The following is a 13,026-nucleotide window of genomic DNA, read 5'->3' on the forward strand; positions in this document are numbered from 1 at the left end:
TGTCCCTGATGTCCCCCCATCTCCCCAAATCCACCGGCCGGCTCGCCCTGCTGCTGGCCGGGCTGTCGATGTTCGGCCCGTTCTCGATCGACGCCATCTTCCCCGCCTTCCCGGCGATGGGAGCGAGCCTGGGCGCCGACAAGCTGGCGATGCAGCAGACCATCAGCGTCTACCTGGTGGCGTATGCGCTGATGAGCCTGGTGCATGGCCCCATGTCGGACGCGTTCGGGCGACGGCGGGTGATCCTGTCCGGCTTGGTGGTGTTCATCGCAGCCTCGGTCGGCTGCGCCCTGGCCGACGACCTGCCGACCATGCTGGCGTTCCGCGCGCTGCAGGGGCTGTCGGCGGGCGTGGGCCTGATCGTCGGCCGCGCGGTGATCCGCGACGTGCTGCACGGCGACGACGCGCAGCGGCTGATGAGCCAGGTGTCGATGATCTTCGGCATCGCCCCGGCGATCGCGCCGGTGATCGGCGGCTGGATCCTCGGCTGGGGCCACTGGCACGACATCTTCTGGTTTCTGGTCGGCTTCGGCGTGCTGCTGCTGGCGGCAACCTGGGCCTGGCTGCCGGAGACGCACCCGGCGCAGAACCGCATCGCACCGCTGCCGCGGCGGCTGTTGCGGGACTACGTGGCGATCTTCACCAACGGCCGCTTCCAGCGCCTGGCCGCGGCGGGCGCCCTGAACTTCGCGGCGCTGTTCCTGTACATCGCCTCGGCGCCGGCGTTCGTGCTCGACCTGTTGAAGCTCGACGAGCGCAGCTTCGCCTGGTTCTTCGCGCCGATGATCGGCGGCATGATGCTCGGCGCTTTCACCTCCGGGCGCATGGCCGGCCGCATCCCGCACGCGATGCAGGTGAACCTCGGCTTCGTGTGCTGCGGGCTGGGTGCGCTGGGCAACGTCGCCTACGGCCTGCTGGTGACCGATCCCACGGTGCCCTGGGCGGTGCTGCCGGCGGCGGTGAACGCCTTCGGCGTGGCGCTGGTGTTCCCGGTGCTGACGCTCGCGATCCTGGACATGTACCCGCGCCAGCGCGGGTCGGCGTCATCGCTGCAGGCCTTCACCAGCCTCGCGCTGAATGCGGTGGTGGCGGGCGTGCTGTCGCCGCTGGTGAGTGGTTCGATGGTGACGCTGGCGGTGGCCGCCGCGGTGTTCACGCTCGCGGGTTGGCTGGTGTGGCGGTTGGAGCGTCATCGCATCAAGCAGCTGCCGGCCGGGCCGTGCGAGCCGGGGATGCCGGATCCGGCCGAGCCGGTCTGACCGGGGCGCGTCGCTTGCGCGAACCTCCAGCCTAGGGGGCGGCGGGCAGTTCCAGCACCAGTTCCAGCGTGTCGTCGCCGCTGGCACGACCGTGCAGGCCGCCGCCATGCGCGTCGGCGATCGCAGCGGCAATCACCAGGCCGAGCCCGAGGGCGTCGTCCGGCGGGTCCGGGTGCGGCGCGGTGAGCAGCGACGCGATCAGGGCGTCCGACGCATCGCGGCAATGCACCGTGCAGACCATGCGCAGGCGGTTGTCGTGGCACTCGATGCGCGCCTGTACGGCGACCGGGCTGCTTCGCGACAGCTGCAGGCCGAGCAGGGCATGGAACAGCTGGGCGACACGCTGCACGTCACCATCGATCCGCAGGGTTCGCGCGTCGCCGGCGAACTCCACGCGTGGCGGCACCTCGCGCAGGCGGGCGACGGTGTCCATGACCAGCAGTTCAAGGTCGATCGGCTCGCTGCGAACCTTCAGCCGGCCCTGTTCGGCGCGCCCCAGGTCGCTGAACTCGTCGATCATCCCGCCCAGGCGCTGGATCTGGCGCTCCAGCACCGCGAACAGCTCTTCACGCTGCTCGTTGCCCAGGCCCGGATCGCGCAGCAGGTAGACCGCGGTCTGCATCGGCGACAGCGGCCCGCGCAGGTCGTGCGCGAGGCGGTCCATCCAGGCCTTGGCGGAGGGCGCGCTCATGTGTCGGCATCCCGGCCGGCGCCGGCGCACAGCCGCCGGATCGCATCCAGCTGTGGCGGCTTCACCAGGTGTTCGTCGAAGCCGGCGGCGCGGGTGCGCTCGCGGTCCTCCGGTTGTCCCCAGCCCGTGACCGCGACGATGCCCAGCGCCCGCGCGTCGCGACGTTGCCGCAGGCTGCGGGCGATGTCGTAGCCACTGCGACCGGGCATGCCGACGTCGAGGAAGACCAGGTCGGGCGCGAAGCGCTCCACTTCGGCCTCCACCTGCAGCGGGTCGTACACCTGCGCCACCTCGTGGCCGAGCACGCGCACCATCATCGCCAGCGTATCGGCGGCGTCGCGGTTGTCGTCGACCACCAGGATCCGGGTGGTGCCCCGGCGGGAGGCATCGGTGACGTCGGTGTCGGCCGCCGCCGCGTTGGTCACCGACGCCTCCAGCGCGCCGGCCAGTGCCGCCCGCTGCCGCGGCAGGCACACGCGAAACGTGCAGCCCTGGCCGAGTCCCGCGCTTTCCACCTCGACCCGCCCGTCGTGCATGGCGGTGATCTTCTCCACCAGGGTAAGGCCGATGCCGAGGCCGCCATGCGCGCGCTCGATGGTGGTGTCGACCTGGCGGAACACATCGAAGACCGCTTCGATCTGGTCCTTGGCCAGGCCGATGCCGGTATCGCGGATGGTGACCACGACTTCGTCGCGGGCATCATCCAGGCGCGCCTCGAGGTCGATCCTGCTGCCCGGGTCGGAATACTTGGCGGCGTTGTTGAGCAGGTTGGCGAAAACCTGGGCCAGGCGCACGCGGTCGGCGTGCAGCAGCACGTCCTGCGCCGGCAGTGCCACGTGGAAGCGGTGCTGGCCGGCATCGAGCAGCGGTTGCGCGATCTCCACCGCGGAATCGAGCACGTCGGCAAGCGCGACGCTGGCCGGACGCAGCGTCAACTTGCCCTGGGCGATGCGCGCGATGTCGAGCAGGTCGTCGATCAGGCGTACCAGCAGCGCCAGCTGCCGCTCCATGGTGGCGTGCAGCGGGTCGGCGGCGCCGTCGGCCTGGAGCCGGCGGATGGCGAGGGCGTTCTGCAGCGGCGCCAGCGGGTTGCGCAACTCGTGCGCCAGGGTCGCCAGGAACACATCCTTGCGCTGGGCCATGTCGTGCAGCCGCTCTTCGGCGCGCGCGCGCTCGGAGACCTCGTTCTGCAGTTCGATGTTGCGGCTGGCGAGGGTTTCGTTGGCCAGGCGCAGCGATTCATTCAGTGCCTGCAGTTCGCGCGACTTCTCGCGCTGCAGGGCCTGGTTCTGCGCGGCCAGGCTGGCGTTGAGCAACTGCAGTTCGCGCCGCTTGCGGTACAGCTCGACGAGCACCTCGACCTTGCTGCGCAGGATCTCGGGGATCACCGGCACCATCACGTAGTCGACGGCGCCCAGCTGGTAGCCCTGCAGCCGGTCCATGTCGGTGACATTGACCGCGGTGACGAAGATGATCGGCGTCTTCTCGTAGCGCGGGTGCTGGTGGACCAGGCTCGCGGTCTCGAAGCCGTCCATGTCCGGCATGTTCACGTCGAGCAGGATCAGCGCGTAGTCGTCCTGCATCAGCAGCCCCAGCGCTTCGCGGCCGGAGCTCGCCTGCACCAGGTGCTCGCCCAACGGCTCCAGGATCGCCTCGTACGTGAGCAGGCGCCCGGGCTGGTCGTCGACAAGCAGGATCCGCACCGGCTCGTCGGCCGGTGCGCGCGCGCCATGGCGCATCGCCGCAGGCGCGGTCGGAGGGCTCAGCGATGCAGCCATTGCCGCAGCACTCCCAGCAGTTCGTCGGTCACCACCGGCTTGGCCAGGTAATCCGATGCGCCGGCCTCCAGGCATTTCTCGCGATCGCCCTTCATCGCCTTGGCGGTGATGGCCACGATGGGCAGGGCGCGTGACTCGGGCAGGCGACGGATCGCGCGCATGGTCTCGTAGCCGTCCATGCCCGGCATCATGATGTCCATCAATACCAGGCCGATGGTGGAGTCGCCGGCGACCTTTTCGACCGCTTCCTGGCCATTGGCGGCGGTGATCACGTCCATGCCGTGGCGCTCGAGCACGCTCGACATCGCGAAGATGTTGCGCACGTCGTCGTCGACCACCAGCACGCGCTTGTCGGCCAGCACTTCGTCGGACGCGTGCAGGCGCTCGACCATGCGCCGCTTGTCCGGCGGCAGGTGGGCGATCACGCGGTGCAGGAACAGCGCCGTCTCGTCGAGCAGCCGCTCAGGCGACTCGACGTCCTTGAGCACCACGCTCTTGGCCGCGTGCCGGAGCCGCTGCATCTCCTCTGCAGAAAGCTCCTTGCCGGTGAACACCACGATCGGCAGGTCGCGCAGCTGCGGCTGCTCCTGGATGCGGTCGAGCAGTTCGAAGCCGTCCATGTCGGGCAGGCGCAGGTCGACCACCGCGCAGTCGTAGGCGCCGCCGGCCAGCGCGGTGAGCGCTGCCTCGCCGCTGTCGACGGTGTCGATGGCGACGTCGTCGTGGCCGATCAGGGCCTCGATGCCGAGGCGCTCGTTGGTGTCATCCTCGACCACCAGCAGGCGCTTGACGCGCGGCAGCGCGTACTCGCGCATCCGTTGCAGCGAGGCGTCGATCGTCTGCGTGGTGGCGGGCTTGGCCAGGTAGGCGAAGGCGCCGCGCTCGAGGCTCTGGTGGCGGCCTTCCTCGATCGTGAGGATCTGCACCGGGATGTGCCGGGTCCCTGCATCCTGCTTCAGTCGCGCCAGCAACGTCCAGCCGAGCATGTCCGGCAGGAAGATGTCCAGGCAGATCGCGGTCGGCTGGCAGGCGTGCACCAGCTGCAGCGCTTCCGCCCCGGACCCGGCGACCAGCACGTGGAAACCCTGCTTGCGGGCGAGGTCGCGCAGCACCGTCGCGTAGCGCGCGTCGTCCTCGACCAGCAGCAGGACCGGCGCGCCGTCGGCCTCGAAGTCGCGGTCGTCGGCGACCGCTTCCGGCGCGGCCACGGGGGCTTCCACCGCGCCGGACGGACCGCGCAGGGCCTGCGCGGCGCGCACGCTGTGGGCGCGGTCGGCACCGGCGTAGTGCAGCGGCAGGTACAGGGTGAACGTGCTGCCGGTGCCGGGTTCGCTCTGCAGCGTCAGCTCGCCGCCGAGCAGGCCGGCAATCTCGCGGCTGATCGCAAGCCCGAGGCCGGTGCCGCCGAACTGCCGCGCCGTGCCGGAGTCGGCCTGCTGGAAGGCCTCGAACACGATCCGCTGCTTGTCGGCGGAGATGCCGATGCCGGTGTCGCTGACTTCGATCGCGACCACGGTGCCGGCATCGACGAGCACGTCGTGTTCGTGCGACCAGCCCGCCGTGGCCTTGTACGCGCGCATCCGCACGCTGCCCTGCTGGGTGAACTTGAAGGCGTTGGACAGCAGGTTCTTGAGGATCTGCTGCAGGCGCTTGGGGTCGGTGCTCAGTACCGGGCCCAGGGCCGGGTCGAGCTCGATGGTGAACTCGAGGTCGCGGCGCTCGGCCTCGTGGCGGAACGCGCGCATCAGGTTGTCGCGCAGGTGTGCGAAGCGCACGGCCTCGCTGTCGACGGTGACCGTGCCCGATTCGATCTTCGACAGGTCGAGGATGTCGCTGATCAGGTTGAGGAGGTCGGTGCCGGCGGCGTGGATGGTCTTGGCGAACTCCACCTGGCGTCCGCTGAGGTTGGCTTCGGGGTTTTCCGCCAGCTGCTGGCCGAGGATCAGGATCGAGTTCAGCGGCGTGCGCAGCTCGTGCGACATGTTGGCCAGGAACTCGGACTTGTAGCGCGAGGTGAGGGCAAGCTCGGCCGCCTTTTCCTCGAGTTCGCGGCGTGCGTGTTCGATCTGCTGGTTCTTCTGCTCCACCTCGGCCTTCTGCTCGGCGAGCATCTGCGCCTTCAGCGCGATCTCCTCGTTGGTCTGCTGCAGTTCGTCCTGCTGCACCTGGAGCTCGCCGGCGAGCTGCTGCGACTGCGACAGCAGCCGCTCGGTGCGCATCGTCGATTCGATGGTGTTGAGCACGATGCCGATGCTGCCGGAGAGCTGCTCGAGGAAGATGCGCTGCGACGGCGTGAACCCGGAAAGCGAAGCGAGTTCCAGCACTGCCTTGACCTGCTTCTCGAACAGCACCGGCAGCACGATCACGCTCTTGGGCACCGCGCTCAGCAGCCCCGATGCGATCTGCACCGAGCCCGGCGGGACGTCCTCGATCAGGATCAGCCGGCCCTCGGCAGCGCATTGGCCCACCAGCCCTTCACCGAACGCGAGCGTGCCCGGATGCGGCGCGCCGGGCGCGTCGGCGTAGCGCGCCAGCTGGCGCAGGCGCGGATGGTGGCTGGCGTCGTCGGCCTCGACCACGTAGATCAGGCCCTGCTGCGCGTCGACCAGCAGCGCCAGCTCCGACAGCAGCATCTGGCCGAGCGTCAGCAGGTCGCGCTGGCCCTGCATCATGCCGCTGAACTTCGCCAGGTTGGTCTTCAGCCAGTCCTGCTCGCTGTTGCTTTCGGTGGTCGCGCGCAGGGTGCCGATCATCAGGTTCATGTTGTCCTTCAGATCGGCGAGTTCGCCGCGGACATCGACCGTGATCGAGCGGGTGAGGTCGCCCTGGGTCACCGCGGTGGCGACCTCGGCGATGGCGCGCACCTGGGTGGTGAGGTTGGCGGCGAGCTGGTTGACGTTGGCGGTGAGGTTCTTCCAGATGCCGGCGGTGCCCGGCACGTTGGCCTGGCCGCCGAGGCGGCCTTCGACGCCGACCTCGCGCGCGACCGTGGTCACCTGGTCGGCGAAGATCGCCAGCGTGTCGGTCATGCCGTTGATCGTGTCGGCCAGCTCCGCGATCTCGCCCTTGGCTTCCACCGTCAGCTTCTGCTGCAGGTCGCCGGTGGCGACCGCGGTGACGACCTTGGCGATGCCGCGCACCTGCGCGGTCAGGTTGGTGGCCATCGAGTTGACGTTGTCGGTGAGGTCCTTCCAGGTGCCGGCGACGCCCGGTACCTGCGCCTGGCCGCCCAGCTTGCCCTCGGTGCCGACCTCGCGCGCCACGCGCGTCACCTCGGCGGCGAAGCCGTTGAGCTGGTCCACCATGGTGTTGAGCGTGTCCTTGAGCTGCAGGATCTCGCCCTGCGCATCCACCGCGATCTTGCGCGACAGGTCGCCCTTCGCCACCGACGTCGCCACTTCGGCGATGTTGCGCACCTGGGTGGTGAGGTTGGTCGCCATCGAGTTGACGTTGTCGGTCAGGTCCTTCCAGGTGCCGGCCACGCCCGGCACCTGCGCCTGGCCACCGAGCTTGCCCTCGGTGCCAACCTCGCGCGCGACGCGCGTCACCTCCGCGGCGAAGCCGTTCAACTGGTCGACCATCGTGTTGATGGTGTCCTTCAGCTGCAGGATCTCGCCCTGCGCATCCACCGCGATCTTGCGCGACAGGTCGCCCTTGGCGACCGCCGTGGTGACCTCGGCGATGTTGCGCACCTGGGTGGTGAGGTTGGTCGCCATCGAGTTGACGTTGTCGGTCAGGTCCTTCCAGGTGCCGGCCACGCCCGGCACCTGCGCCTGGCCACCGAGCTTGCCCTCGGTGCCGACCTCGCGCGCGACGCGCGTCACCTCCGCGGCGAAGCCGTTCAACTGGTCGACCATCGTGTTGATGGTGTCCTTGAGCTGCAGGATCTCGCCCTGCGCGTCGACCGCGATCTTGCGCGACAGGTCGCCCTTGGCCACGGCCGTGGTGACCTCGGCGATGTTGCGCACTTGGCTGGTCAGGTTGGACGCCATGGCGTTGACGGAGTCGGTGAGGTCGGCCCAGGTGCCGTCGACGCCGGGCACCTGCGCCTGGCCGCCGAGCTTGCCTTCGGTGCCGACCTCGCGCGCCACGCGCGTCACCTCGGCGGCGAAGCTGTTGAGCTGGTCGACCATCGTGTTGATGGTGTCCTTGAGCTCGGCGATCTCGCCGCGCACGTCCACGGTGATCTTGCGCGACAGGTCGCCCTTGGCCACCGCGGTGGTCACTTCGGCGATGTTGCGCACCTGGCTGGTGAGGTTGGACGCCATCGAGTTGACGTGGTCGGTGAGGTCCTTCCAGGTGCCGGCGACGTCCGGTACCTGCGCCTGGCCACCGAGCTTGCCTTCGGTGCCGACCTCGCGCGCCACGCGCGTCACCTCGGCGGCGAAGCCGTTCAACTGGTCGACCATCGTGTTGATGGTGTCCTTGAGCTGGGCGATCTCGCCGCGCACGTCCACGGTGATCTTGCGCGACAGGTCGCCGCGGGCCACGGCCGTCGTGACCTCGGCGATGTTGCGCACCTGGCTGGTCAGGTTCGACGCCATCGCGTTGACCGAGTCGGTCAGGTCCTTCCAGGTGCCGGCGACGCCGGGCACGATCGCCTGGCCGCCGAGCTTGCCCTCGGTGCCGACCTCGCGCGCCACGCGCGTGACTTCGGATGCGAAGCCGCGCAGCTGGTCGACCATCGTATTGATGGCCTCCTTCAGCTGCAGGATCTCGCCGCGCACGTCCACGGTGATCTTGCGCGACAGGTCGCCGTTGGCGACCGCGATGGTGACCTCGGAAATGTTGCGCACCTGCGCGGTGAGGTTGGACGCCATCTGGTTGACGGAATCGGTGAGCTCCTTCCAGACGCCGGACACGCCTTCCACCTTGGCCTGGCCGCCCAGGCGGCCGGCGGTGCCGACCTCGAGCGCCACGCGCGTGACCTCGGAGCTGAACTCGCCCATCTGCTCGATCATGCGGTTGACGATGGTCGCCGAGCGCATGAACTCGCCCTGCAGCTGGCGGCCGTCGGCTTCCAGCGGCACGCTGCGGGTGAGGTCGCCCTTGGCCACACCGGCGATGGCCTCGGTGATGGTGGCGACCGGGCGCACAAGGTCGTCGACCAGTTCGTTGACCGAGTCTTCCATGTCGCCCCAGCAGCCGTGCCGGTTGGGCAGGGCGATGCGCTGCCGGGTCAGGCCTTCGCGGCCGACCTTCTGGCCCACGCGCGCGAGTTCGTGCGCCAGCCCGCGATTGCCGCGCACCACCGCGTTGAACGCGTCGGCCAGCCGGCCTTCAAGCCCTTCCCAATGGCCGGGCAACTCGACGCTGAAATCGCCCTGCGCGACCGCCTGAAGGGCGGACAGCATCATCCGCATCGGGTCGCCGGCATCGTCCACGGCGATGTCTCCGCCCGGGGCGCTGCGCCGCCCCTGCGTTGTCTGCGTCACTGGTCCTGTCCCCCTGGTTTTCCGGATCGCTGGATCCGCTCAGGGACGATACGGCCTCACCGTGCGCGATGCGTTCACGAAACGATCACGGCGCGCGGATGCATGCCGCAGGTCACGACCTGCGGCATGCCAGGGACTGGAACAGCGTCGGCGCGTCAGCCCTGCTGCGCGGGCGCCGCAGGCGCGGTCGGCGCCTTGGGCGCCGCGGCGGCGGCTTCCCAGCCGCAGGTCTTGCCTTCGTTCTGCTGCACCAGCCATTCCTGCAGCGGCGAGAAATATTCGAGCACCGCGCTGGCATCCATCTTCTCGGTGCCGGTGAGCTCCTTCATGGTCTGCTGCCAGGGTTGGCTGCTGCCCTTCGACAGCATCGACCAGAACTTCTCGCCAGCGGCCTTGTTGCCGTGGAAGCTGCAGTCGTACAGCGGACCCTGGTAGCCCGACGAGTCGCACAGCGCCTTGTAGAACTGGAACTGCAGCACGTGCGAGAGGAAGTAGCGCGTGTATGGCGTATTGCCCGGCACGTGGTACTTGGCGCCCGCGTCGAAGAACTCCTCGCCGCGCGCCGTCGCCGGGGCCACGCCCTGGTACCTGGCCTTCAGCTCCCACCACGCCTTGTTGTAGTTGTCCGGGGTGATGGAGCCGTCGAATACGCCCCAGCGCCAGCGGTCGATCATCAGCCCGAAGGGCAGGAACGCGACCTTCGACAGCGCCATGCGCATCTGCGCGTTGATCAGCGATTCCTGGCCGGCCTGCTGCGCGTCCACCAGGCCGATCGACTGCAGGTAGCCCGGGGTCATGGCCAGCACGATCGTGTCGCCGATGGCCTCGTGGAAGCCGTCGTGCGCGCCACCCTGGAACAGCGGCGGCTGCTTGCCGTAGGCCAGGTAGTAATACACGTGGCCGAGCTCGTGGTAGATGGTGGTGAAGTCTTCCTCGTTCGGCTTGATGCACATCTTGGTGCGCACGTCGGTGCCGGTGGTGTCCATCGGCCAGGCGCTGGCGTGGCAGACCACTTCGCGGTCGCGCGGCTTGATGAACTGGGTCTTGGTCCAGTAGCTCTCCGGCAGGGCGGGCATGCCCAGCGAGGTGTAGAACTCCTCGGCCCGGCGGGTCATCTCGCGCGCGTGCTCGGTCTGCGCGGTACGCGCCACTTCGACGCGCTGGTCGGTATCGATCAGCGCGTTCTCGCGCACCAGGTGGTCGTTGAGCGTGGCCTGGTACTGCCGCTCCAGCGCGCCGCTGATATCGAGCTTGCCGGCCTGCGGGTAGGGCGCCAGAGTGGTCCAGAGGTTGCTCCAGTCCTGCTGCCACATGTTGCCCATCAGGTGCGCGGGCAGCATGCCATCGACCGAACCGCGCCCCGGGTACTGCGCCTCCAGGCGCGTACGCGCGTAGCAGTGCAGCTGTTCGTACAGCGGCTCGACCTGGTTCCACAGGCGGTCGGTCTCGGCCGACAGCTCCGCGGGCGTCATGTCGTAGCCGGCGCGCCACAGTTCGCCGGTATCGGCGAAACCGAGGTCACGCGCACCGTCGTTGACCAGCTCCACGAAGCGCGTGTAGTCCCCGCGCATCGGCGCCGCTACGCCATGCCATCCCTGCCAGGCGTCGAGCTGGGCGTCGTAGTCGCGGTCGTTGCGCAGCACGTCTTCGAGCGCGCCGAGCTGGCGGCAATCCTTGGCATCGCCCTTGGTCTTGCAGTAGGTGCCGGCGCCGTAGGCACCTTCCATCTTGCTGGCCAGGCGGGTGAGCTCGGACAGCTTGGCCGGGTCGCGCGGCGGCGGCATGGACGTGCCGAGGCGCAGCAGGTTGATCGCGCGCTGGGTCGCGGGCGACATCTCCTTGCCCTCGAAGCGCCGCGCCTGTTCCACCCAGGCCTTGGTCTGGGCGAGGAAGCGCTCGTTTCCCTTGGCCGCGAGCAGCTGGCTGTCGTCGTTTATGTAGGTCGACGAGATCCACTGCGAAGCGGTGAATTCGGGCATCAGCTCCGCGAGCTCGCGGTTGACCCGGGCGACGAACTCGTCGGCGGTTTCCTTGTCGAGTTCGGCCTGCGACAGCCGGCCGTCGGCGGGCGTCTGTTCGGGGGCGCGCGAACACGCGGCGAGCGTCAGGCTCGCGGTGACCGCGAGGGCAAGCAGGGCGTGGCGTGTGGTCACGGCGGAGGTTCCTGGTCGGAGTGGGGCAGGGTGCGAGGCTAGAGCGCGGCCGCGGGCGTCGCAAGTGCGGAACCGGCCGGTGCCAGGCCACGCGTGGCGGTGACCAGGCCGCGCGCCTGCAGCCACGCCCAGGCGGCCTCGGCATCGTGTTCGAAGTAGGCGCGCGCCGAGCCGAGGCGGAAGGTGTAGCCCCAGGTGTCCATGTCGGCGAGCACGCGCTCGCGGCCGACGCCCGGGAGCTCGTCGCCGAACAGCGCCTGCAGCACGCAGACCGCGTCTTCTTCGGCGATCGAGTCGGTGGCGTCGGTATGTACCCGCGTGCGGGCCTCGGGCGGCAGCACGACCAGGTGGCAGGCTTCGTGCAGAAGCGAGTGTACCGGCGTGTCGCCGCGCGCATACACGGTGCCGCCGATGATCCCGGCTTCGTCGTCGCCCCAGTAGCTGCCGGGGATCGGCGCGCCGTCATCGACCGCCACGAGTGCGAGGCCGTGGCGTGCGAGCAGGGAGGCGGCGTCGGAAAACGCGATGTCGCGGAGGCGCAGGACGTCCGCCGCGAGTGAGGGCCCCGCGGGGATTTCCGGCGGGGAATGCGGAGCGGCCACGGCGGGCTCAGCCGGCGGCGGCGCGCTCGTCGGTCAGCGCCACCGAGATGTCGAGCACGTCATGGTCGCCGTCCTTGATCAGGTCCACCTTGACCGCTTCGACATCGACGCTGACGTACTTGCGGATCACTTCCAGCAGCTCGCGCTGCAGCAGTGGCAGGTAGTCGGGCGCGCCGCGCGTGCTGCGCTCCTGGGCGACGATGATGCGCAATCGCTCCTTGGCGATCGACGCGGTGTTCTTGGCTTTCGGCTTCAGGAAATCAAACATGCCCATGACTCAACCCCCGAACAGCTTGCTGAAGAAACCCTTCTTCTCCAGCTGGGTGAAGCGCATCGGCCGCTCCTCGCCCATCAGCCTGGCGACGGCATCGTCGTAGGCCTGACCCGCGAGCGATTCCATGTCCAGGATCACCGGCTCGCCCTTGTTGGAGGCGTTCAGCACGTCGCCCGATTCGGGGATCACGCCGACCGTCTTCAGGCCCAGCACGTCTTCGACGTCGGTGATCGACAGCATTTCACCGTCGCCCACGCGCGCCGGGTTGTAGCGGGTGACCAGCAGGTGCGACTTCACCGGTTCGCCGTTCTCGGCGCGGTGCGTCTTGGAGTCGAGCAGGCCGATGATGCGGTCGGAGTCGCGCACGGACGAGACCTCCGGGTTGACCACCACGACGGCCTGGTCGGCGTAGTACATGGCCAGGAACGCACCCTTCTCGATGCCGGCCGGCGAGTCGCAGACGATGTAGTCGAAGCCATCGGCGGCGAGGTCCTTGAGCACCTTCTCCACGCCCTCCTTGTTGAGCGCGTCCTTGTCGCGGGTCTGCGACGCCGCGAGGATGAACAGCGTGTCGAAGCGCTTGTCCTTGATCAGCGCCTGCTTCAGCGTCGCCTCGCCCTGGGTGACGTTGACGAAGTCGTACACCACGCGGCGCTCGCAGCCCATGATCAGGTCGAGGTTGCGCAGGCCGACGTCGAAGTCGATGACCGCGACCTTCTTGCCGCGCCGTGCGAGACCGCAGGCGAGGCTTGCGCTGGTGGTCGTCTTGCCGACGCCGCCCTTGCCGGATGTGACTACGATGATTTCGGCCAACGTCTCTCTCCTGTGGATGTG

General features: G+C 69.0%; 8 protein-coding genes. 1 reads left to right on the plus strand and 7 read right to left on the minus strand.

Features of this window, described 5'->3' with window-relative positions:
* Positions 1-8: 8 nt before the first annotated feature.
* The gene (locus JGR64_RS04395; protein ID WP_199375350.1) at positions 9-1,259 is read left to right on the plus strand and encodes a multidrug effflux MFS transporter; all 1,251 of its coding nucleotides are present in this window, start codon (positions 9-11) and stop codon (positions 1,257-1,259) included.
* 31 nt (positions 1,260-1,290) lie between these two features.
* Here JGR64_RS04395 and JGR64_RS04400 read toward each other — a convergent pair whose 3' ends face one another.
* The 7 genes from JGR64_RS04400 to minD all read right to left on the minus strand — a co-directional run bounded on the left by JGR64_RS04400 (position 1,291) and on the right by minD (position 13,005).
* Entirely contained in the window at positions 1,291-1,950 is a 660-nt protein-coding gene (locus JGR64_RS04400) for a HAMP domain-containing histidine kinase (protein WP_199375351.1), read from the minus strand.
* Positions 1,947-3,728 carry a response regulator gene (locus JGR64_RS04405; RefSeq protein ID WP_199375352.1) on the minus strand — a complete coding sequence of 594 codons (1,782 nt, stop codon included), beginning with the start codon at positions 3,726-3,728 and terminating at the stop codon, positions 1,947-1,949. Before JGR64_RS04405 ends, JGR64_RS04400 begins: the two co-directional genes overlap by 4 nt.
* On the minus strand, positions 3,713-9,163 hold the full coding sequence (locus JGR64_RS04410; RefSeq protein ID WP_199375353.1) for a HAMP domain-containing protein: 5,451 nt from the start codon (positions 9,161-9,163) through the stop codon (positions 3,713-3,715). Before JGR64_RS04410 ends, JGR64_RS04405 begins: the two co-directional genes overlap by 16 nt.
* A 155-nt stretch (positions 9,164-9,318) precedes the next feature.
* Positions 9,319-11,316 (minus strand): M2 family metallopeptidase, encoded by a 1,998-nt coding sequence (locus tag JGR64_RS04415; RefSeq protein ID WP_199375354.1) that lies wholly within the window; start codon positions 11,314-11,316, stop codon positions 9,319-9,321.
* A 38-nt stretch (positions 11,317-11,354) separates the two neighbouring features.
* Positions 11,355-11,918, minus strand: coding sequence for a hypothetical protein (locus JGR64_RS04420; RefSeq protein ID WP_234446998.1), 564 nt, complete (start codon positions 11,916-11,918; stop codon positions 11,355-11,357).
* Between the two features lie 7 nt (positions 11,919-11,925).
* Positions 11,926-12,192, minus strand: coding sequence for a cell division topological specificity factor MinE (gene minE, locus JGR64_RS04425; RefSeq protein ID WP_199375355.1), 267 nt, complete (start codon positions 12,190-12,192; stop codon positions 11,926-11,928).
* 3 nt (positions 12,193-12,195) lie between these two features.
* Positions 12,196-13,005, minus strand: coding sequence for a septum site-determining protein MinD (gene minD / locus JGR64_RS04430; protein WP_199375356.1), 810 nt, complete (start codon positions 13,003-13,005; stop codon positions 12,196-12,198).
* Between the last annotated feature and the right edge of the window lie 21 nt (positions 13,006-13,026).

The organism is Luteimonas sp. MC1572 (assembly GCF_016615815.1).
Lineage (GTDB): Bacteria > Pseudomonadota > Gammaproteobacteria > Xanthomonadales > Xanthomonadaceae > Luteimonas.

Excerpts from the sequence above, each read along its gene's own strand:
- JGR64_RS04395 (WP_199375350.1), top strand. The coding sequence starts at position 9 with ATGTCCCCCCATCTCCCCAAATCCACCGGCCGGCTCGCCCTGCTGCTG.
- JGR64_RS04400 (WP_199375351.1), bottom strand. The coding sequence starts at position 1,950 with ATGAGCGCGCCCTCCGCCAAGGCCTGGATGGACCGCCTCGCGCACGAC.
- JGR64_RS04405 (WP_199375352.1), bottom strand. The coding sequence starts at position 3,728 with ATGGCTGCATCGCTGAGCCCTCCGACCGCGCCTGCGGCGATGCGCCAT.
- minE (WP_199375355.1), bottom strand. The coding sequence starts at position 12,192 with ATGGGCATGTTTGATTTCCTGAAGCCGAAAGCCAAGAACACCGCGTCG.